Below are 19,737 nucleotides of genomic sequence, written 5' to 3' on the forward strand. Positions count from 1 at the left end.
TGCCATGGACACTACTTGTTGTGGCTGTATAACTGTTCTACACCGTTATCAAACTGTTTCTGCGCTGTATCCAGCACACTTTGGCTCGCGCCTTTTGCCGAATAAGTATTGTATGTCTGGTTAAACTTGGTGGAGATTTCGCTTAATTCGGACTTTCCCTGCTGCACCAATTGCTGTTTCTCTTCCGCTGTACCGGCCTTCATATACTGGACCAGCAGCTTCGTGAAAGCAGCTTCCGCTTCCTTGCGGAGTTCCTGGAAAGCAGCAACCGCCTCTTTATCAATCTGATTCTGAGTCTGGTTAGGGTTTTGAGGCTTGTCCTTGTCATTCTTGTCATTCTTGTCCGTTTTTTCTGCTTCCACTTTCGCTTTGGCCGCAACGGAAACCCACGACCCTTTTACTGCCGGTTTTACAACAGCTTTCGTCGGAGCCGCAGCTAACGCACCTGCAGCGGAAACATTCATCAGCAAGCATGCAGAAACCGCTAGTACGACATATTTGTTCTTCTTAATCATGAGTGCTTGTCCTCCTCAAATAAATCAATGACTGCAACATTTCTTACTCGGGCCATACAGCCCGTGAGAACGGTATTCTTTCTCACATAGGCATCAACTCCTCCAAGAATGTACCGTTTCCTAGTTCATCATCGAAGAAATTTGGGCTGCTGCACTAGCCTGCATCTCCGCCTTAGAGCTGTTATACTCTGATCTCCAGCGGCTTATGGCAGACTGGCTCCATCCATTCGATTTAAACTCACTGACAGCCGAACCGATGATCGATTCAAACTTAGCGTCGCAGGAGCTTTCGGCCGCAGCCACCTTCGGCAGGAACTTGCTCTGCAGTGTCTTTAAGGAAACGGAGCCTCCACTGACTTCGGATTTGATCTGACCAATGATAGCGCTGCTCTTCGAGCGGCAGCTGGACCTAAGGGAAGCCAGTTTCCCTTCATATCTCCGTTCCGCCGCCTTCCGGGCTGAGGAAGAGCCGGAGGTACCCGATGTACCGGTTGATCCTGATGATCCCGAAGTGCCTGTTGATCCTTTCGATCCGGAATTTCCGGACGTCCCGTTAGGCTTGGCCGCCGCTGTTTTCGGTTCATCTTTAACCTCGTTGTTGTCTTGCGACAAATCCGGATGATCCGAAGCCTTACCGCTTGTGTTTTTGTCACTGCCTGCAGAAACAACATTACCTGTATCCGCCGCATCGCCTGCTCCTGTGGACTGGGCCTTCTTCTTCAGTTCCTCTTTAATGCGGGCACGTTCCTTCTCGTCATATACGCCGACAAGTTCAATCGGATATTCGGGATCTAGAATGACTAATCCCTTTCCGTATTTATGGGTTACGGCACGCAATGCTTTAATCTCCTCAGGAGAAAGCTTCTTTAGAAGCAAATCACGGATTTCCTGTTTCTTCTCGTTTGAAAGCTTCTCTGTGGCATTGCCCTGCAAATACATAATTTCTTTCATGCTCAGGCCTGATCTCAGCAGCACAGCGGCCACATCCATCGCATCTTTAGAATTGATGCTCTGATTAGCCAGCTCTCCAGCCTTGTCCACAGCGCCGTAAAGGGGTTTAGGTACCTGCGCTGCCGGTTTGTCCTGCGAGGAGTCCCCGGATTCACCCGGTTCCGGATGGCGCTGTAAAATATCAGCCGTAGTAATAGACTGAATCTGATAGTACAAGTATCCCGCTCCGCCAAGCACCAGCAATAATACCGCCGCTGCGCTGCCGAGCATCCATTTCTTCCAAGGTTTCATTCCAGTTCCAGTATGCTTTGTCATAGTTGTTCCCTCCAGTTCCGCAGGAATAGCAGGAAAGACGCCCTTTCCGTTAGGTTGTGTCCTGTGGTCAAGGTGCGTCTATCTCTCTATACCCTACTGCGGTTAATTGGCGGCTTGTGTCTGCCAACCGTCATACAGCTCAATCGTTTCATCCGATTCCTGTCCATGTCCGGTCTGGACAACAATAATTTCCATATCTCCCGAAGCTTTTACGCCATGCAGCGTCTTTTTCGGGATGTGAACGACATTGCCCGGCGCCAGGTGCATCCGGTTTCCGTTATAAATAAATTCTCCTTCTCCCTGCACGACGGTCCAAACTTCATCAACCATCGTATGCATCCGATATCCCAAATGGCTGTCCGCATGAATGCCGATTCGCTTCGTAACGACACTGTAGCCGCCGTCATACGTGTTCGAATCGAGGATGCGGATCCAGCCCCATTTTTTCTCTTCATAGCGAGGGGCTTGCTTGACTTTCATCAATTCCTTCACTTTGTGGCTCTCCGACTTGGCGGAAACCAGAATTCCGTCAGGGCTGGCTGCAACAACTACATCGTCGAGACCGATCACGGTAATCGGAATATCGAGTTCGTTCAACACATGCGTATTCCGGCATTCATGGCTGCATACATCGTCACCCAGCGTATCGGAAGACATTTCTTCAGTCAGCGTGTTCCACGTGCCAAGATCCTTCCAGTACCCGCTGTAAGGAATGACGGTAATTTGTTCTGCCTTCTCAACAACCTCGTAGTCAAAGCTGATTTTCGGAAGCGAACCGTACTGCTTCAGCAGTTCGTCGTACTGCACCGGCACCTGCTTGGCGATCAGCGTATCGATCATGAAGCCCAGACGGAAAGCGAATACGCCGCAGTTCCAGTAAGCGTTCATTTCCATCAGCAGACGGGCCGTCAGATCATCCGGTTTCTCAGCGAACTTCTTCACTTTCCGGTAAGCCGATCCGTCATCTTCTTCAGGAACGATATAACCGTATTTCGTGGAAGGATAGGTCGGGTACACGCCCATAAGCGCTAGTTCCGCTTCCGTCTGGCGGATAGCCGATTCCAGTTCTTTCAATTTATGGAAAAACTCGTTTTCCACATAAGGATCTACCGGCAGCACAACCACAATCTCATCCAGGCTGACGGACTGCGCCGAATATAAATACGTAGAAGCCAGCGCAATTGCCGGGAACGTATCTCTGCGTTCCGGTTCTACGATTAACGGTACCTCTTCGCCAAGCTGGCTGCGCAAAATCTCCACCTGCGTGCTGCTGGTAGCCACGACAGCCTCGCCCTCGAATCCGCAGGAACGAATCTGTTCCCACACCCGCTGCACCATCGATACAGTCTCGCCTTCCGGCGTTTCCAGCACCTTCAGAAATTGTTTGGAACGGGCATCATTGGACAGCGGCCAAAGCCGGCTCCCGGATCCCCCTGACAGCAAAATAATTTTCATCTGGCTCCACTCCTTGAAGGTTTGATGTACAAGCGTTTCACTCTTGCGAAGACGGTCGTTTTTTCCTCGGCCGACAGGCCTAATTTCCAGAAAAGCAGCACGAAGCTTACAGTAGAAGCCGCCGCCAGAACGGCGAGGGACAGCATCCAATCCTCCGTTCCTACCGCACGATATACGGCATAGGTAAACAGGAACGAGATAAGGATACTGGCTGCCGTACCCCAATAGGTTTTGGAGAAAGGCGTAATGCCCAGCTTCCGGTAGACAATCACAATTAATGTTGCTTTAAAGGCAATAATGCCGACCGATACGGCCAGTACCGCACCCAAAAGTCCCCATACCGGAATCAGGACCAGACTTAACACAGTTACCAAAGCTACCTGCATCACGGTCGTATACACAACCGTTTTCTGCCTGCCAGTCATCATCAGCAAATACTCGCATGATCCGGAAGCGGCATTGACCAGCTGGCCTACAGCCAAAATCTGCAGTGCATAGGCAGCGGTGGCAAAACGGTCTCCGAATGCGTTCATAACCAGTTCCGCACCGATGATGGCCACGATGGAAATCCATCCGCCCGTAGCAAAAATCCATTTCGTGATGCTTTTGTACAACCTGCTGATCGCAGGCATATCTTTTGTCAGATACAATGTAGCGATCATCGGAGCAAACACCATCTCCAGAGAACGCAGCGTGAACGCAATCAACGCCGATGTCTGCTGGGAAGCCCGGAAGTAACCGAGAAACTCGGCCGCCAGATACAGCCCCATAATGAACGTCACTACGAAAGGCGCAATCTGGTTAAGCATTTGGATAGACATAAACTGCGGAGCAAGCTTGATTACTTCCGCGTCATGCTTTACATCGGAGCGGCGGAACGACAGCTTCGTCGATTTCATTACCCAGGTGTAAGCAAAAGCACAGGCCAGGATGAAGCTGGCAAGGTATCCCCATAGCACAAGCTCCCCCATATCCCGGAACCACAGCAGAAAGGCGCAAAGCATCAGGAAATAGCTGACGGGACGGATGACATTCTCAGGAAAGGTCGATCGCAGAAATTGGAAATTCGCCTGATTGACAACCCGGGAATACACGACAATCGCCTGAAACGGGATCGAAGCCAGCATAATCAGAAAGAACAGCCGGATGGAATGCGTGCTTTCGAACATGCTGCTGAATAACGGCGTTGCAAGCCACAACCCCGCCAAAAGCACGATCGACGCGCCTAAAGTATAGGCCAGAGCCGTTACTAAGGTTCCGTTGCTATCCCGGTAATCCCCGGTTTCCCTCCGCTTCGGCAGCAGCACGAGCAGCGTATTTTCCATCCCCACATTTGCTACGATATATGCGATAGCCAACAGGTTGATCAGAAAGGCATAGATCCCGAAATCGTTAATATCCAGAATCCTTGCTACCAGTACCAGGTTGATGTAACCGAAAAAGGCGCTGACTACCCGGGTGATCGTATTATATGAAGCGCTCCTTACGACCGAGCCCGAGCCCGGTACGTTCCGCCCTTGTCCCATGATGCATGCACTCCCAAAAAACAGTATTTGTCCGATAGGCCGAACTCTCTATAATCTATCTTGTTACGGATAACGCAAGCTTCTCCGAAGCGGATTGGCGAAGATCATCCGTATACTTTTGCAGCATTTTGCGCGTATTGTGCTTCATATTGAAGTTCTCCTCGATATGCTGCCTTGCATAACATTTGATCGCTTCCCTGCGGGCAGGCTCGTTCAGGACGAACTCGATTACGTCCGCGAATTCGGCAGCATCGGAGACAATGAAACCGTTGCGGCCGTGTTCGATCGGATCCACATTGCCAGGCGCTTTATTGACGATCACGCAGGTTTCCAGATACATGGCCTCCAGTACCGTAATCGGCAGCCCTTCCCAGAGGGAAGTCTGCAGATAAATATCCGTATGGAGATCCATTTCCCGGATCGCTTCATCATGCTTGACCCAGCCCGTTATGCGAATGCGGTCTTCTAAACCGTACTCCGCCATTTTTGCCCGCACTTCGCCTTCCAGTTCACCGCCGCCAATCCACAGAAAGTCGGCATCCACACCGCGCTTCACGCATTCCTTGGCCACCTCTACAAACAACAGAGGGTTTTTCTGCTGCGACAACCGGCCGCACGAAACAATCTGCTTACGGGAGGCAGCCCGTACTTGAGAATCAATGCCCGCGCGTTTGGCTTCAAGCAGCTCAATGTCGATCCCTGTATCAACCTTCACGATCGCAGCTTTCAGGGAAACATCCAGTGCTGCGGCCTCTTCCGATGCCGAGATCGGAATGATGACGGTACTGCGGTCCATGAGGACAGCGGCGCGTTCCATTAGGAAATAGATTTTCCGGGCAAGCTTGCTTTTCACGATCTGCAGAAACGCATAACCGTGAGGAGTATAGTAAGAAGAAATCCCCTTCGTATTCACAGCCATGCGTCCGAACAGTCCGGCAAAACTGGAGTGATAATGCACTACATCCGGCTGTTCCTTGTCAACCAGCCTGCGAAGCTCGCGGGAGTAGCGTACGAAAGACCATACACTGCTCCGTTTAAACTCCACCTCTATCATCCGCACATGAGAATCAAACATCGCTCTTAATGTGTCCGGCGGCGGTGTCTGTTCCCTGCGGGAGTAAATCAGAACGATGTCATGGCCTTCCTGCGCCATGAAATTAGCCTGAGTCTGCACATAGGTGAGCACACCTCCGCCAAGACATTCCGATACCATTACTATTTTCACGGACGGTTCCTCCTCCCCGAACTCACAACTGCGCCCCGGTCACGGCAGCTTTCGCCGTCCGTTCAGCTTTCACGTATGCCAGCCCCTTGCGGCTGGATACTTTCCAGCTGAACCGCGCTGCGCTCGCCAGCGCCGCCTCCTCCATCCGGCGGCGCAGCCCGCTGTCGGCCACGATGCTTTCCATCGCGTCCGCCAGCGCATCCACGTCCCCGGAATCCACGAAGATTCCGGCTCCGTCCGCCACCGTGGCCAGCCCGTCGATCTTGTAGCCGACGACAGGCGTGCCGCAGGCATTTGCTTCGACATAGGTGATGCCGAAGCCCTCACGCAGCGACGGGCTCGCGAACACCATCGCCCGACGATACAAATCCCGCTTCTGTTCCTCGCTGAGGAACCCTGCGAATTCCACCGGCGCGTCGCCGGCCAGCTTCTTCAGCTCCTCCGTCTCGCCCGGCCCCGCCACCACAAGGCGGAGCTCCGGATATGACGGGGACAGCTGCTTGAACGCGCTGATCAGGTGATCGACCTTCTTAACGCCGCCCATACGGCCGATGTAGAAGATCAGCGGCTCCTTCGCCACGGACGGGTCCGGGCAGAAGTAGCTGTTGTCTACCCCGGGCTCGATAATCTCAACGCGGTCCTCACGCAGCCCGTTATGTACGAGTTCCCCTCGGGTCAGCTCGCTGACGGCCACCATTTTGGTCCGCCGGTACACGACCGGCAGAACGACACGCTCCATGAACGTCCCGATGATCGCCTTCGGCAGGCTTTGCGTCGTCCAATACGCTTTCCCGGTCAAGTGATGCACGATCGTCGTGTTGTTTTTCCCCGGGGCCAGCATCGGCGACAGCATCGGGAACGATACCATGTTCTCAATCAGCAGATCCGTACTCTTGCGCAGATGCTTCCAGTAGTACTTCCAGATGGCCAAAATCGGCGTTCCCGATTTGCCGATGCGGATCACTTCGATCCCGTCGACGAATTCATGCCCCGGCAGCCCGTACTTTTTCTCAATTCCGCACACGAGCGTGATCTTATGCCCTTCCTTCTGCCACGGAGCCGCGAGATACTTGATGTACTCGCGCGCCCCTCCTTTATGTGGAAAGTTGGTTGGCCCTCTGAGCGACAAGATGGTGATGTTCATTCGTGATTTCCCCCAAAAATGCAGATTTGCTGCGGATCAGTTGTTGAACTTGCGGAATTTTACGGCCCAGATGTTCATGCAGGCGCTCGCGGGAACGCAAGCAGTGATGTACCATCTCCACAATGTTCGTCGGTGTAATGTCTTCGATGTTGACAACATAATTGTTCAGTTCCAGCATCTGCATGATGCCGTTCGTTTTCTTCTCATAAGCGATCGCAACAGTCGGCACTTCGGCGCCTGTAGCGAAAATATTGGAGTGCATACGTGTTCCTACAAAAATGTAGAAGCGGCTGATCAGCTCTTTAATTTCCATCGGGCTAAGGTCTTCCGTCAAAATGATGAAGCTGTCCTTCACTTTCTCAGGCAGCATGTTCTTGATCTCATTAGCAATGATGCGGTCATCGTCCCCGTCAAAAATAACCTGCGGAATGAACACGAACACTGCGTTCTTCTCTTGGGAAATCCGGCGGATCAACGTCACAACAGATTCCTTGTACTTGGCTGCGGCCGCTTCTTTATCCGCACTCTTAGGGAAATGCCATTTGCGGACGGTAAGGCCGATCAGCGTTTTGTCCTGCGGCAGGCGCGCATAAATGTCGTCTACCAGCGGGCTGTTCTTCTTCGGAACCATGAACGCAAGGTCCGGCGTGAAAGCAAATTTGTCTTTCGGAAGGAACGTCTGGAAGTATTTCACCGTTACGTCCTCGCGCGGATATACGAAATCCAGACGGCCCAGCACGGTTTCGGTAATCTTTTTGATCAGCTTGTTCGTAGGCGGCTCTACAGAAGTTCCCCATAGCACAACTTTGCGTCCAAGGAACGTCGCCAGGAAGATCTGATGCAGATGGATCAGGCTGTTAAATTTATTCCCGCCCAGGAACCCGCCGCCGCAGACGATGATCAGATCGCTTTCTTTCAGCGTCTTCATCGATTTATTCGCATTCACGAACAAGCCGCGGAACAGGAAGAACAGAATCATTTGCAGCGCGCTGATGACGGCCAGCTTGGAGATGGCGATCAGCTTGCCCATTTTGGTCTTTTTGAACGGATAAGGATTGAGCAAGTTGGATTTCACGGATTTCACGTTCTGCAGCTTGCTGTAACGGTCATAGTCCACTTCCGGCGTAAAGGAAAGAATATGAATCTCCGGATTTTCCACCACCGCATTGATTTCGTTCAAATGCCCCATCAAAATGCCGGCGTCACCTTTGTTGAACCACGTGTAAGCGTTCATGATTGTAATTTTCATAGAAAGTTCTCTCCCCAACCCTTGATTTATATGGTGTTGCTGCAAATCTTTTTCTAAAAGCTACGATGGCGAGGATTCCGAAGAAGGAAATCCAGGCCGGAAAGAAACGTCCAGTCGTGAAATACACATATCTCGGCAGCTCCGTCAGTCCCAGAAACCAGATCGGATATAACATGGCACCGAGCATATATCCTTTGCGGAACAACGTATAGGCCGTACCGGTCAATGCTCCCAGCAGGAGCCAGAACGTGGCGGTGCCGACCAGGCCGAAATCCTGATACGGAAGCATGATGCCCGACGGGTTGTTATATTCGGGATTCCCCATTGTCGTAAGCACATTCAGCACGTTTGCGTCCGGATCGGTACCGAACAGCTGCGCATACTTTCCGCTAATGAGCGGGAATTCCCAGAACCAATTTAATGTAAAGAACGGAAACGGATTACTACCTGCTCCCAAGTGCTCAAAGTAGAGCATACCGGTGTTGAGCGCATTTACGTAGTATCCGAAAAACCGGGTCGTAATGAAGTCAAAGTAAGATGGATAAACGTACATGTAATAATTGACCCAAGAACGGAAATATTCCCCGATACCGAACAGCACTACAACAAAAGCAAATCCTATCGCCGGAAACATGCCGATCAGCGGAATCCGTTTCCCGTCCCTGAGACGCATGACCACGTAAATGACGATGGACGGGACAAGCAGTTCCAGAATAGCCAGCCGTTCAGCAAAGAAGATAGCCCGGAAAACGGCAAGCAGGGCGATGACAGCCATCATCCGGCGCACCGTTTTGTCTTTGTACAAATAACTGAAATACATCGACAAAATCATAAATGGAACACCGAAATTCGTTAAGGAAGTCACACCGGATACCTTGGTCAAAAAATTATGCTTGATCTCAAAAATCGCATTTTGCTTCCCTGCCAGTACATTAAGGAATGTGGCGGGTGTGGCGCCGTTGCGGATCAGAGAAAGCATCCACAAGGCGTACCCCGTAACTGTCAGGAAGAAGAGTACAAATATCGCTTTCCTGTACAAGCCTGCATTGGACTCAAATTCCGTATAAAACCCGGCATTCTTCTTTAGCGGCCGAAACAGCTGGAACACCAGCAGGCAGCCTGTCAAAAAGCAGAGGAGCGGCATGATCATATACATCACGTTACCGAGCGTAATGTACTTTGTGACACGGTAATACATGTAGTAATTCTGTGCCGGTATGGCGGCGGCACCCGTGATAATGATCGTTCCGATCAGTCCGAGCAGTATCGCGGGATTGAACCACCACACTTTCACATCATGCAAAACACGTTTGTTCATTGCTGCTCACTCCTTACTTCTGAAGAAGGCCTGTGCCGGGAATGGATAGCATCCATTAAAATGCGTTGTTGGAACCCGTCAGGGCTTTGACCGTCTTGAGAATAATTTTGATGTCGTTCTTGATGCTTCTCGTCGCGATGTATTTCAGATCCAATTCGACCATTTCTTCAAAACCTACGGAGTTACGGGCGCCGCACTGCCAAAGTCCTGTGCAGCCCGGCGTTACAGCCAAGCGCTGTTTTTGGTACGCCGTGTATTCATCCACTTCTCTTTGAAGAGGCGGCCGTGGTCCAACCAGGCTCATTTCGCCTTTCAATACGTTCCACAGCTGCGGAAGCTCGTCGATGCTCGTCTTGCGGATGAAACGGCCGATACGCGTTACGCGCGGGTCGTTCTTCATCTTAAACATCGCACCGCTCACTTCGTTCTGAGCCAAGAGCTTATCCAGCATCTTTTCGGCATCGGTTACCATGGAACGAAATTTGAACATATAGAAGATTTTCTCGTTTTTACCGACCCGTTTCTGTTTAAAGAATACTGGGCCCTTCGGATCTTCCCATTTGATCAGAATCGCAACGATCAGAAATAGGGGAAACGCAAGAATTAGGCCAACCAGCGCTCCTGTGAAATCCATCACTCTTTTGCCGATTGCATAACTAAGCCTCTCACTGGCCGCTGTTGCACTTAATGCCGTACTGTAATAGGCCTCTTTATTCGGATTGATCATATTCATTGCTCTTCACCTCGAATTGATAGCATAGAATTTAAGTGAACCCGCTCAAGGATTTCTTCCATTGCCGTGATCAACGGATAGCGGATGTCTTTGTTCTGCAGGGCAAACTCAAGCGTTGTAGTAATGAATCCCAGCTTCTCCCCTACGTCATAGCGTGCGCCTTCAAAGTCGTATGCCAGAACGCCTTCTTCTTCATTGAGCCTCTGAATGGCATCCGTCAGTTGAATCTCTCCGCCGGCCCCCGTTTCCTGCAGGGCCAGATGTTTGAAGATGCCCGGTGTCAGGACGTAACGACCCATGATCGCCAGATTGGAAGGAGCTTTTCCTAGCGACGGCTTCTCCACGAATTGGCGGACCGTGCTTAGGCGTCCGATGGATTCGATCGGATCCACGATTCCGTAACGGTTGGTTTCCTCATAAGAAACCGGCTGCACACCGATAACGGATTTCTGTGATTCCTCATATTGCTGAATCAGCTGTTTGATGCAAGGCGTCTGAGCCTGAACAATATCATCTCCGAGCAGAACCGCAAACGGTTCATCCCCAATGAAGTTCCGGGCGCACCACACCGCGTGTCCGAGACCCTTCGGCTCTTTTTGGCGGATATAATGAATTTCAACGCGGGAGGAGCGGCGTACTTCGTCCAATAACGCCAGCTTGCCCTTTTCCATCAGGTTCTGCTCCAGCTCAAAAGCGTTGTCGAAATGGTCTTCAATCGCGCGTTTTCCTTTTCCGGTGACGATGATGATATCTTCAATACCTGAGGCAACGGCTTCCTCTACGATGTACTGGATCGTCGGCTTGTCTACGATCGGCAGCATTTCCTTGGGCATGGCTTTGGTGGCTGGCAGAAATCTTGTTCCTAAACCGGCAGCAGGGATAATTGCTTTTTTTACTCTTCTCATCCTGTTCACCTATCCGTTTCCTTTTTGTATTTGATACGTAATGTATCATGTGGAATATATTTGTGCCTTATAGAAGGAGCGTCGGGCGATTATTTCGCTTCGTCCGCTCCGTAGTAATAAACATAGCCTGCTTCTGCGTCTTCCCGTTTCTTGTTATTGAGCACGACACCAAGCAGATTGGCATTGACATGATCCAAGCTCGATTTGGCTTTCTGTACAAGCGCTTTTTTCGTCTTTCCGGATTTCACTACGAGGACCACCCCGTCGCTAAAGGAAGAGACGATCAACGCATCTGTCACGGCAAGGATCGGAGGAGTATCGATGATGATGATATCGAAGTCTGCACGGAATTTCTCCAGCAATCCCGCCATTCTCTTCGAAGCAAGCAGCTCCGAAGGATTATGAGGAATGGCACCGGAGGTGATTACGGTCAGATTATCGACTCCTGTTTCACGGAAAGCTTCATGAGGCTGATAATTTCCCGCCAGCAGATTCGTTAACCCGTTACGGTTATGAACGGCAAACCTGGTATGAACTGTTGGCTTCCTTAAGTCACAGTCCATCAGGAGCACTTTCTTTCCTTCCTGGGCATAGACAATGGAGAGATTTGCTGCCGTAGTGCTTTTGCCTTCACCCGGAACCGCCGAACCGACCATGATGACTTGAGCCGGCTTATCCACTGAAGAGAATCTGATATTCGTGCGCAGCGTACGATAAGCTTCCGTAATCGGAGAGTGCGGGTTGCTGTCTGCAATGAGCAGCGGGCTATTGGTTGATTGTGGCATAACCAGGTTCACCTACCCTCTTATAATTTCGGTTCGATTTCGAGGTGATGTCGCTCTTCGTAATCGAATATACCGTAGTAAGTGTGCTTAATCCGAGATAACGCTCGATGTCGCTTTCCGTTTTCAGTGTATCGTCCATAAATTCGAGTGCGAATGCAAGTCCTGCTCCAACCATTAAAGAAAGCACAAAAGCGACCAGGATATTCAGCACTTTATTTGGAGCAACCGGTGCAGGATTCGCATCGGCCTTGGCCAGGCTGAGAATCGTAACGTTATCGATTTTCATAATGGACGGGATTTCTTGCTTGAAAACAACCGATACGGCGTTTGCAATCTTTGCTGCCTTCTCATAGGATTGATCCCTTACTTTAACGGTCATCACCTGTGTACCGTTTACGGAGTTGACCGAAATTTTCTGGTTTAACCCTGAAGTACTGTCGCTCAACTCCGGGTATTGCGCGGCCACTTTATCCAGGATCGGCGGAGTTTTGATAATTTCCTTATACGTATCGACCAGCTTCATATTGGAGTTGATGTCATCAAGCTTCAGTTCTCCCAGGAGCCCGACATTCTGTTTCACGTTAACGATCAGCTTCGTGGAAGCTTCATATGTAGGCTTGATTACCAGGTAACTGTACAATCCCGCCCCAATCGTTGTCAGCAGTACAATCAAGGTAATGATATGCCATCTGCGTTTCAACATAGTTAGATAATCTTTGAACTCATTCGTTTCCATGGCCATCCTCCGATATTGTTGTAGTAAAGGTTAAGATGTAAATTTAATGTAAATTTTGTTAACAAAAGGATGATGATACAATCCAGTTCAAACTATATGTTACAAAATGTATCGTGTCAACGAAAAAAAAGATTAATTTTTGATTAAAAAATACATTTTGTATCATATTTCTTCTTTTTTTTGACATGTACTAAGCATTGAAATTATTATTTAATTAAGAGCATCACTTTACGGATTTCTCCATTGAAGGGAACATGTCTATGCCATACGGAACGATCATCCATAACTTGCGGGAGAAACAAGGGTTTACCCAGGAAGAGCTGGCTTCACGTCTTGGCATCTCAAGAGCCTCGTTGTCACATTATGAAACCAATCGCCGCGAACCCGACTACGAGACCCTGACCAAGATCGCCGACTTGTTCAAAGTCAGCATTGATTATTTAATCGGCCGCACTTCCGAAACAAGCGCCGTTCCAGAACCCGCCGTTCACGATTTTGTAAGCGAGCTGGAACTGTCTGACGAAGAATTACTTGAGAAATATAATCTGATGATCGACGGGAAAAAGCTGACCAAAGAGGAAGCCCGGCGGTTTATCGCCTTCATCCGAGCGGAACGGTCTATCCGGTAATTGCATTCGGCTGAACGTCCTCTTTCCACTCCCTGAGCAGCTCGGCGATGTCCTGCCGGATCCCGAGCTGCTCCATTACTTTACGCACATCTACATCCACTTTATTCTCCTTCTTCGCCATGCTTATCATCAAACCTCTCCTATCCCTATTCTATTTCTTTAGGTTTCTAGTGATTGTTGACTCAGCCGTAACAGGTATGTACACAATGTTCGTGTTTTAAACCGATTTTTGTGCCGTTCAGTGGAAAATAACATTGTTACCGGCCTAGGAAGAGAACAAACGCAATCCAATATCATACATAAATCTATTACTAAGCATAGCTTTTCATACCTGTTCTCAGCTACGTCCTTTTCTCCTGACTTGTATGATTTTTCTTAGGTCCGCCCGCCTGAATCTTGTAAACATTTGATGAATAAAACGTTTTCTTCTGCATCCCCCCCTAAACGTCCTGCATCCTATGGCATGCTCCGTTATGTATCAGACCGATTTTGACAGGTATAGGCCTTTCTCCTTACAGGACCTTAGAATTGGCAAATCAGCAGGCTGGTTGGCAGCGCTTCCTTGCTTGGTAGAATTCAAAAAAACGAATGATGTGATCCTCTAGTAAACGCTGTCTTTAGTCAGCAGAACAATAAGTACTTACCAAATTTTGTGGGACTTAACTGGTTATTACAGTTCAAATTACCTCACTCAAAGTCCGGACTGCTGCATAGGAAACGCTTCCCATGTCGGAATCGTGCTTTTCTGCACAAAGCAAAAAGGCATGCCGCAAGGACACGCCCTCTAAGTTTACGCATGTTACAGGGACAGCTTCATACTTGCGATGCTGAAGCCTGCAACTGAGAGTTCAAGCCAATCTTCTTTGGTCTGCCGATCATCACCGGCATATACTTAGTAAAGAAATAATTGACGGGTACAAGCATCAACAGGGACGCTATTGTAAATCCGATAGACCACACGAGCGATTTCTCCATCTGTTCGGCAGATACTTGGAAACCGTACGTGAGTACAGCCTTCATAAGCTTAAACGTTATAATATGGAAGGCCAAGATGACCAGCGTATTTCTGCCCAGATAAGTCAACATTTTGCCAAAGCGCGCAACCAGGCTGGATAACACCAAGATTGCTGCGATTCCACAGATTGCCGAGAGATAAAAGTAAACGTAAACACCAAGTTGGTTTTTGTTCATATCCACCTTTGGGACAGATCCGTTCAACATGTCGAAACCAATATTCCCCGCTGCAGCGGCAATCAGGATCAGAAGTGCCTGCGCGCTGCCATAGGCGGCCGGGTTCCACTGGAGCTTCTTCGCTATGTATCCTAGACCGTAAAACACGATAGCCGTAAAGGCGACATCGATACTCCATGGCAGCCTGAAACCGGAATACAAACTGTCCGCATAACCGATCACCGAACAAACAAGCAGCAGAAATCCCACCCTTTTTACGGACAGGTTTCGGAATATCAGGTAAAAAGCAACCTCAACCACAAACAAACAGGTTAAAAACCAGAGTGTAATTCCATGAACCAGCCAATTGTCAATTCCATTCGAATATACAATGCCGAGCAGAGGCTTCCATAAGCTCACGTCTTGTCCCTCAAACTTTCGTCCAATTACTGCCCAGAATCCATAGGTAAGGACGGAAAAGGTAACATAAGGGATCAACAATGTGACAGCCTTGCGTTTTACGAAGCTGAGCAGCGTCTTGTATTTTGAAGCCGAAAACACAAAGCCGGATAAGAAGAAGAATAATGGCATATGAAACGAAAAAATCATCCGCGCAGCATCTGAAGTAATACTGCTTGTATGCCCCATCACAACGAGTATAATTCCAATCCCTTTCGCGACATCGATCCATTCAATTCGCTTCATCACATATCTGCCTCCCTGTTGACGAGTGTTTATTTCCCTTGTGCAGCTAACACATTGGTACCTCGATTCCGGGCAGATACCGGGCCGCTGCGTCCCAGCACCCGGTGCTTTAACTTGGTGCCAATGGGTTTTTCCAATAACGTATGCACTATACAGCCTGCAGCCACCGCGAAGGCAATCATCAATATGCTGCTGATTAGGCCTCCGGCTGCTTCATGCACTTTGGCTTTTTGAAATAGTTTGGCGCATAACGATATGGTAATAAAGTTCGTGAGATAGATGGAAAATGAGGCGTTTCCGATATAATTCAATACTTTTCCGACATTGATTTGACGAGAAGTATCGATGAATCCCAATCCCGCAATCAGAAGCATCGAAGATACTCCGTAAAGCAGGCTGGCAGGAACATCGATCCATTCATAGACCCCGTTTACCCAGGCGAACACATAACCCCCGACACCCAAAATTACTGGAGCCAAGCCCATAGCAGGCCTAGTTTTCAGCACGATAAACGCACAGACACTGCCGCCGAGAGACTCCAACAGAAGCGGATGAAACAGCGTTTCCAGATACATGTTTTCATCGAAAGTAAGGAATCCCGTTACACCGAATATGATGAGGGCCGCCCATATCGAATATAAGGCCCATAATGCAAATCTAGGCAAGATAAACATCAGTGAAAAGGCCAGGTAATAGAGTAATGTAAGTGTAAGGGACCAGGCCACCGTAAGAATCGGGGCATTTTCTTGAGGCAGCAGTAACAGGGAGCGGATGATAACTCCCGGCTGGGTTTCATGTCCTCCGCCAAAGGCCGGCATCAGGAAATATACGGGGATGAGCGAGAGCGTAAGCACCCAATAGACGGGGTAAATTCGAATCATACGTGAAATCAGGTAACTCTTAAATTTCTCCTTCGCCCCAATATGTTTATAGTAGATGAAGAAAATCATAAAGCCGGAAAGCACAAAGAAGTAATCCACGCCTCCCGATTTTTCCAAGCTGGCCGCATGAAGGAAATTGTAATCAAAATAATCCCTCATAACGATCGCAACATGAAAGGCAATGACAAGAAGCGGTACCAGCGCTCTTGAAGCTTGAATCAGTTCTAAACGTTTGTTCATGGTTCCCTCCAAGGTTTATTTCTATGTCTATTGATACAATATGTAACATTATAGATGACACATCCAAATTTTGATAGATGTTAGAAGTCTTAAAACTATGTAGTTCATACTACCTCATCCCTGCACACGTTCACTCCCCGATCAGCACACCGTTTGCATAAACGTAGAAAGGTACACCCCGTACACCCAGCCCTCTCAGCTCCGGAAGAAGCTCTGCGAGTTTCTGTATGTAGACTGTTTCCGTAGATGCTCCTGATGTATCCTTCTTTATGCTGAGTTTCACCTGTATTTGGCGCACCTCGCCATTAGGATTATCAAGTATATCCTCATATTGATACGCCTTTTTATTCAGCCTGCCGCCGGGAAGAACGGATACAGTTGCAGTACTTCCCGGGAAATGGGTCCGCAGTAAGGCGTTGACTTTGCTCTTGAGCTGTACGGACCAAAGCACCTTAAGATATTGGTCTTGAAAAGTAACCGAGCCCGCATATGCCTGCGTCACGTGAAAACGGATACCGGGATCGTTGAGGGGATACATGACAGCCCTGTATCTTTGCGAGGAAATGCCTCCCGTAATAGAAACAAATTCGAATGGATGGCCATACTTGTTTTCCAGATACTTTTGGATTCTCTCCTGCACGGATTCCTCAACCGTATTATGGAAGAATTGAGGGATTTGATAAACGAAAAAGCTGGTTGTACAGATCATGAAAAATACGCAAACGCCCGCCAGCCCTCTGGCTGCAGAGCGAATGATGCCAATCCGTATAGGTTGCTTGCGGGATAAATAGACATAATCAAGCATTCCAGCCGCATAGACCAAAAAGCCCAGAGGAGCTACAACTAACATATTGGAGCCCTCTGCCTGCAAATAAAAATATAATAAAAGTCCATGCATACCAGCATAGAACGTCCCCGCTGCCATTCTGCCGAGATAAAACTGCCCTGCTCCGGGAATCAGCGAAAGAAAACAACCAACCGCCTGGTATACGCTCACGGGTTCAGCCCCTTCCTCAAGTTCATTACATACTTATGACCCATAGGAAAAAGAAAAAACCTTCTATTAATAAGAAGGTTTTATACGAACCAATGCTGTAATCTGCCGAGCATCTCTTTTATCCCCCGTTGTACAGCAAAACTGCCTGCACTGGAAGGAATAAAATCAAAGAGGTTAAACCGGTGAACCACTTTGGGCTGCAGCAGCGACGGAACCGGGAGGACGTTCATCCCTTCCTCCGTGAACAGGGTGACTGCCCTCTCCATATGAAAGGCGGAGGCCACCAGAATGGGCCTGTTGAACCCTTCCTGCTCCAGGATCCGTTTGGATGCCCTTGCATTCTCCAGCGTTGTTCTGCTTCCATTGTCTGTTAGTATCATTCGTTCTGGCACTCCCATACTGAGCAAATACCGTCGTGAGATATCGGATTCGTTGCCGGCCGAGCTGACACCGAGCCCTTGCCCGCCGGAAAGCAGGATAGGCACATGCAGCTTGCGGTACAGTTTCATTGCCACCAGCACATTCAGTGCGGAATTAGGCTGAAGCTCTCCGATATCATCCACACTCTGCACCCGCAAGGAGGCCCCTTCGCCCAGCACAATAATGACATCCCCCTCGATGTTCTGAGGATAAACCAGCTGAGTATCCAGACTGCGGTTCAACAGGTATCCCGTAAACGAACAGGTGGTGATGTAACTAAAGATGGACAAAGCGAGTAAAACATAGCCGAAACGTCGGCGTTTCTTCCAGAAGGTGTACACGGCCAGCCCGCTCAGTACCAGCCAAAGTAAAGAAGGCGGAAACATCAGCGTATAAATGATTTTTATTATATAGGCAAAATCCATGCTCTCCCTCCTATCCGATATCATTATAACTGGTATCAGATAGGCTTGCTACGCTTTGTAACATCAGAAAACGGTTACTTTTTAAAAATAACTTTCACTTCCACAATCTCCGAACGCGATGCCAGCCGGATCGGCGGTCCCCAGGTCCCAAAGCCGGAGGAGACGATGACATGCATGTTGTGCTTCCTTAGATAACCCCAGTCCAGCTCAAACAATCGGCGCGTCACCCAGTGATTCGGGGCAAACTGCCCGCGGTGCGTGTGTCCGGACAGCATCAGGTCCGCACCTGCATCGGCCGCCTCCTGGAACTGGTAAGGCTGATGATCCATCAGGACGATCGGCTTGCTGTGGTCCAGACCTGACAGCAGCTCCGCCTGGCTGAGTCTTCCCGCCGGGTCCATGCTTTGCGCGGTTTTATCTTTGCGGCCCGCTACATAGAATGAATTGTCGATCAGCACCGTTTCGTCCTGTAAAACGGGTATGCCGTTTTCCTTCATGTGCTTTGTGTAGCGATTAATATGGCCGCCGTAATATTCATGATTGCCTAGCACCGCATATATACCGTATTTCGGGGTGAGCTGCTTCAGCTGTTCGATCATGTTTTTGCGGATAAAAGGCTCCACCACATCATCGATTACATCCCCCGGCAGCAGGACGAGGTCCGGTTTCATTTCCTTCACGATGGATACCAGACGCCCCAAATGGCGGTTATCCACAATATCTCCCAAGTGCAGGTCCGAAGCCACGGCAATGCGCAGCTGTTTCAGGTTCCCTGCCTGCTTGTCCACCTCAATCTCGTACTTGCGGACAACCGGATTCCATGCATTCCAGGAGCCGCGGATCAATAAAGCGACAAAGATCAATAACGTCAGGGAACTGATCACCGGTACATAAACGTCAGGATTTCCCCCGTTTCGTTTCGCCAGCCACAAGCTGAGATCCGCTAACGGAAGTACAATGACCGCAAATTCCATGAAAGCAAAATAATACGAGCCGATCCACTTCAGCGCCCTGCCGGCCGGTCCGCCTGGAAACGGGGATCTGCCAAGAAGATAGGCAAACACCATCAGAGCAAATAACGTCCAATACACGCCTTGCGGAACGGGATTTCCGTAATAGGACAACAGCAGCGATCCGTTCCAGCCGATAAAATAATTCAACCCGAGATACACTAGCAAAATAGGAATGAAAGCGAACAAGTTCAAGCTCCTTTGTAAAGAAAATGGTCACACTGGGATCATATCATATGGGGTGCATGCTTCACACTAGTGGGGGGCAACCATATCAAACGAAACGTTGCCTTGCTTCAACGACTTACGCTTAGTGCTTGTAACTATCCCCCCTTCGAACAGAGTATCGCCAATCAGCAGGATGTTTGCCACTGTATGCCATGTAGTGTACACTTGAAATAAG

The 19,737-nt window shown here is 49.3% G+C and carries 19 protein-coding genes; 1 reads left to right on the top strand and 18 read right to left on the bottom strand.

Annotation, left to right across the window (positions count from 1 at the left end; all coding sequences use genetic code 11):
* Positions 1–11: 11 nt before the first annotated feature.
* The 12 genes from ACFSUF_RS01485 to ACFSUF_RS01540 form a co-directional block, all read right to left on the bottom strand.
* Complete coding sequence (locus ACFSUF_RS01485; protein WP_377599405.1) at positions 12–515, bottom strand: hypothetical protein; 504 nt, start codon at positions 513–515, stop codon at positions 12–14.
* 120 nt (positions 516–635) lie between these two features.
* A complete protein-coding gene (locus ACFSUF_RS01490; protein ID WP_377599407.1) occupies positions 636–1,781 on the bottom strand; it encodes a hypothetical protein in 1,146 nt (381 codons plus the stop codon).
* Between the two features lie 102 nt (positions 1,782–1,883).
* Positions 1,884–3,236, bottom strand: a complete 1,353-nt coding sequence (locus tag ACFSUF_RS01495) for a sugar phosphate nucleotidyltransferase (protein WP_377599409.1) — start codon at positions 3,234–3,236, stop codon at positions 1,884–1,886.
* A complete protein-coding gene (locus ACFSUF_RS01500) occupies positions 3,233–4,762 on the bottom strand; it encodes an oligosaccharide flippase family protein (protein ID WP_377599410.1) in 1,530 nt (509 codons plus the stop codon). Before ACFSUF_RS01500 ends, ACFSUF_RS01495 begins: the two co-directional genes overlap by 4 nt.
* Before the next feature lie 55 nt (positions 4,763–4,817).
* The gene (locus tag ACFSUF_RS01505; RefSeq protein WP_377599412.1) at positions 4,818–5,987 is read right to left on the bottom strand and encodes a glycosyltransferase; all 1,170 of its coding nucleotides are present in this window, start codon (positions 5,985–5,987) and stop codon (positions 4,818–4,820) included.
* 22 nt (positions 5,988–6,009) lie between these two features.
* A complete protein-coding gene (locus tag ACFSUF_RS01510) occupies positions 6,010–7,131 on the bottom strand; it encodes a glycosyltransferase family 4 protein (RefSeq protein WP_377599414.1) in 1,122 nt (373 codons plus the stop codon).
* Complete coding sequence (locus tag ACFSUF_RS01515; protein WP_377599415.1) at positions 7,082–8,380, bottom strand: polysaccharide pyruvyl transferase family protein; 1,299 nt, start codon at positions 8,378–8,380, stop codon at positions 7,082–7,084. The genes ACFSUF_RS01510 and ACFSUF_RS01515 overlap by 50 nt, the downstream gene beginning before the upstream one ends.
* Complete coding sequence (locus tag ACFSUF_RS01520; RefSeq protein WP_377599417.1) at positions 8,334–9,698, bottom strand: O-antigen polymerase; 1,365 nt, start codon at positions 9,696–9,698, stop codon at positions 8,334–8,336. Before ACFSUF_RS01520 ends, ACFSUF_RS01515 begins: the two co-directional genes overlap by 47 nt.
* 55 nt (positions 9,699–9,753) lie before the next feature.
* Positions 9,754–10,425 (bottom strand): sugar transferase, encoded by a 672-nt coding sequence (locus tag ACFSUF_RS01525; protein WP_377600205.1) that lies wholly within the window; start codon positions 10,423–10,425, stop codon positions 9,754–9,756.
* Between the two features lie 2 nt (positions 10,426–10,427).
* Positions 10,428–11,336, bottom strand: a complete 909-nt coding sequence (gene galU, locus ACFSUF_RS01530) for a UTP--glucose-1-phosphate uridylyltransferase GalU (protein ID WP_377599419.1) — start codon at positions 11,334–11,336, stop codon at positions 10,428–10,430.
* 89 nt (positions 11,337–11,425) lie between these two features.
* Positions 11,426–12,121, bottom strand: a complete 696-nt coding sequence (locus ACFSUF_RS01535) for a CpsD/CapB family tyrosine-protein kinase (protein ID WP_377599421.1) — start codon at positions 12,119–12,121, stop codon at positions 11,426–11,428.
* Positions 12,102–12,857, bottom strand: a complete 756-nt coding sequence (locus ACFSUF_RS01540) for a YveK family protein (RefSeq protein WP_377599423.1) — start codon at positions 12,855–12,857, stop codon at positions 12,102–12,104. Before ACFSUF_RS01540 ends, ACFSUF_RS01535 begins: the two co-directional genes overlap by 20 nt.
* A 260-nt stretch (positions 12,858–13,117) precedes the next feature.
* Here ACFSUF_RS01540 and ACFSUF_RS01545 point away from each other — a divergent pair, with 260 nt between their 5' ends.
* Entirely contained in the window at positions 13,118–13,486 is a 369-nt protein-coding gene (locus ACFSUF_RS01545; protein ID WP_377599425.1) for a helix-turn-helix domain-containing protein, read from the top strand.
* On the opposite strand, the gene ACFSUF_RS01550 is transcribed toward ACFSUF_RS01545, so the two are convergent.
* The 6 genes from ACFSUF_RS01550 to ACFSUF_RS01575 form a co-directional block, all read right to left on the bottom strand.
* Positions 13,476–13,616: a hypothetical protein gene (locus ACFSUF_RS01550; RefSeq protein WP_377599427.1), complete on the bottom strand. Its 141-nt coding sequence runs from the start codon at positions 13,614–13,616 to the stop codon at positions 13,476–13,478. The genes ACFSUF_RS01545 and ACFSUF_RS01550 overlap by 11 nt on opposite strands.
* A 683-nt stretch (positions 13,617–14,299) precedes the next feature.
* A complete protein-coding gene (locus ACFSUF_RS01555; protein ID WP_377599429.1) occupies positions 14,300–15,361 on the bottom strand; it encodes an acyltransferase family protein in 1,062 nt (353 codons plus the stop codon).
* Between the two features lie 29 nt (positions 15,362–15,390).
* Positions 15,391–16,482, bottom strand: coding sequence for an acyltransferase family protein (locus ACFSUF_RS01560; protein ID WP_377599431.1), 1,092 nt, complete (start codon positions 16,480–16,482; stop codon positions 15,391–15,393).
* 130 nt (positions 16,483–16,612) lie between these two features.
* Positions 16,613–17,479: a hypothetical protein gene (locus tag ACFSUF_RS01565; protein WP_377599432.1), complete on the bottom strand. Its 867-nt coding sequence runs from the start codon at positions 17,477–17,479 to the stop codon at positions 16,613–16,615.
* Positions 17,480–17,559: 80 nt separating this feature from the next.
* Positions 17,560–18,324, bottom strand: coding sequence for a YdcF family protein (locus ACFSUF_RS01570; RefSeq protein WP_377599434.1), 765 nt, complete (start codon positions 18,322–18,324; stop codon positions 17,560–17,562).
* A gap of 74 nt (positions 18,325–18,398) precedes the next feature.
* Positions 18,399–19,523 carry a metallophosphoesterase gene (locus ACFSUF_RS01575; RefSeq protein ID WP_377599436.1) on the bottom strand — a complete coding sequence of 375 codons (1,125 nt, stop codon included), beginning with the start codon at positions 19,521–19,523 and terminating at the stop codon, positions 18,399–18,401.
* Positions 19,524–19,737 lie beyond the last annotated feature (214 nt).

This window comes from Paenibacillus gansuensis, assembly GCF_042684925.1.
Classification (GTDB): domain Bacteria; phylum Bacillota; class Bacilli; order Paenibacillales; family DY6; genus Paenibacillus_N; species Paenibacillus_N gansuensis.

Coding starts and splice junctions, on each gene's coding strand:
- ACFSUF_RS01500 (WP_377599410.1), bottom strand. CDS start 4,762: ATGGGACAAGGGCGGAACGTACCGGGCTCGGGCTCGGTCGTAAGGAGC.
- ACFSUF_RS01485 (WP_377599405.1), bottom strand. CDS start 515: ATGATTAAGAAGAACAAATATGTCGTACTAGCGGTTTCTGCATGCTTG.
- ACFSUF_RS01520 (WP_377599417.1), bottom strand. CDS start 9,698: ATGAACAAACGTGTTTTGCATGATGTGAAAGTGTGGTGGTTCAATCCC.
- ACFSUF_RS01490 (WP_377599407.1), bottom strand. CDS start 1,781: ATGACAAAGCATACTGGAACTGGAATGAAACCTTGGAAGAAATGGATG.
- ACFSUF_RS01555 (WP_377599429.1), bottom strand. CDS start 15,361: ATGAAGCGAATTGAATGGATCGATGTCGCGAAAGGGATTGGAATTATA.
- ACFSUF_RS01550 (WP_377599427.1), bottom strand. CDS start 13,616: ATGATAAGCATGGCGAAGAAGGAGAATAAAGTGGATGTAGATGTGCGT.
- ACFSUF_RS01535 (WP_377599421.1), bottom strand. CDS start 12,121: ATGCCACAATCAACCAATAGCCCGCTGCTCATTGCAGACAGCAACCCG.
- ACFSUF_RS01545 (WP_377599425.1), top strand. CDS start 13,118: ATGCCATACGGAACGATCATCCATAACTTGCGGGAGAAACAAGGGTTT.
- ACFSUF_RS01540 (WP_377599423.1), bottom strand. CDS start 12,857: ATGGAAACGAATGAGTTCAAAGATTATCTAACTATGTTGAAACGCAGA.
- ACFSUF_RS01560 (WP_377599431.1), bottom strand. CDS start 16,482: ATGAACAAACGTTTAGAACTGATTCAAGCTTCAAGAGCGCTGGTACCG.
- ACFSUF_RS01570 (WP_377599434.1), bottom strand. CDS start 18,324: ATGGATTTTGCCTATATAATAAAAATCATTTATACGCTGATGTTTCCG.
- ACFSUF_RS01495 (WP_377599409.1), bottom strand. CDS start 3,236: ATGAAAATTATTTTGCTGTCAGGGGGATCCGGGAGCCGGCTTTGGCCG.
- galU (WP_377599419.1), bottom strand. CDS start 11,336: ATGAGAAGAGTAAAAAAAGCAATTATCCCTGCTGCCGGTTTAGGAACA.
- ACFSUF_RS01510 (WP_377599414.1), bottom strand. CDS start 7,131: ATGAACATCACCATCTTGTCGCTCAGAGGGCCAACCAACTTTCCACAT.
- ACFSUF_RS01515 (WP_377599415.1), bottom strand. CDS start 8,380: ATGAAAATTACAATCATGAACGCTTACACGTGGTTCAACAAAGGTGAC.
- ACFSUF_RS01525 (WP_377600205.1), bottom strand. CDS start 10,425: ATGATCAATCCGAATAAAGAGGCCTATTACAGTACGGCATTAAGTGCA.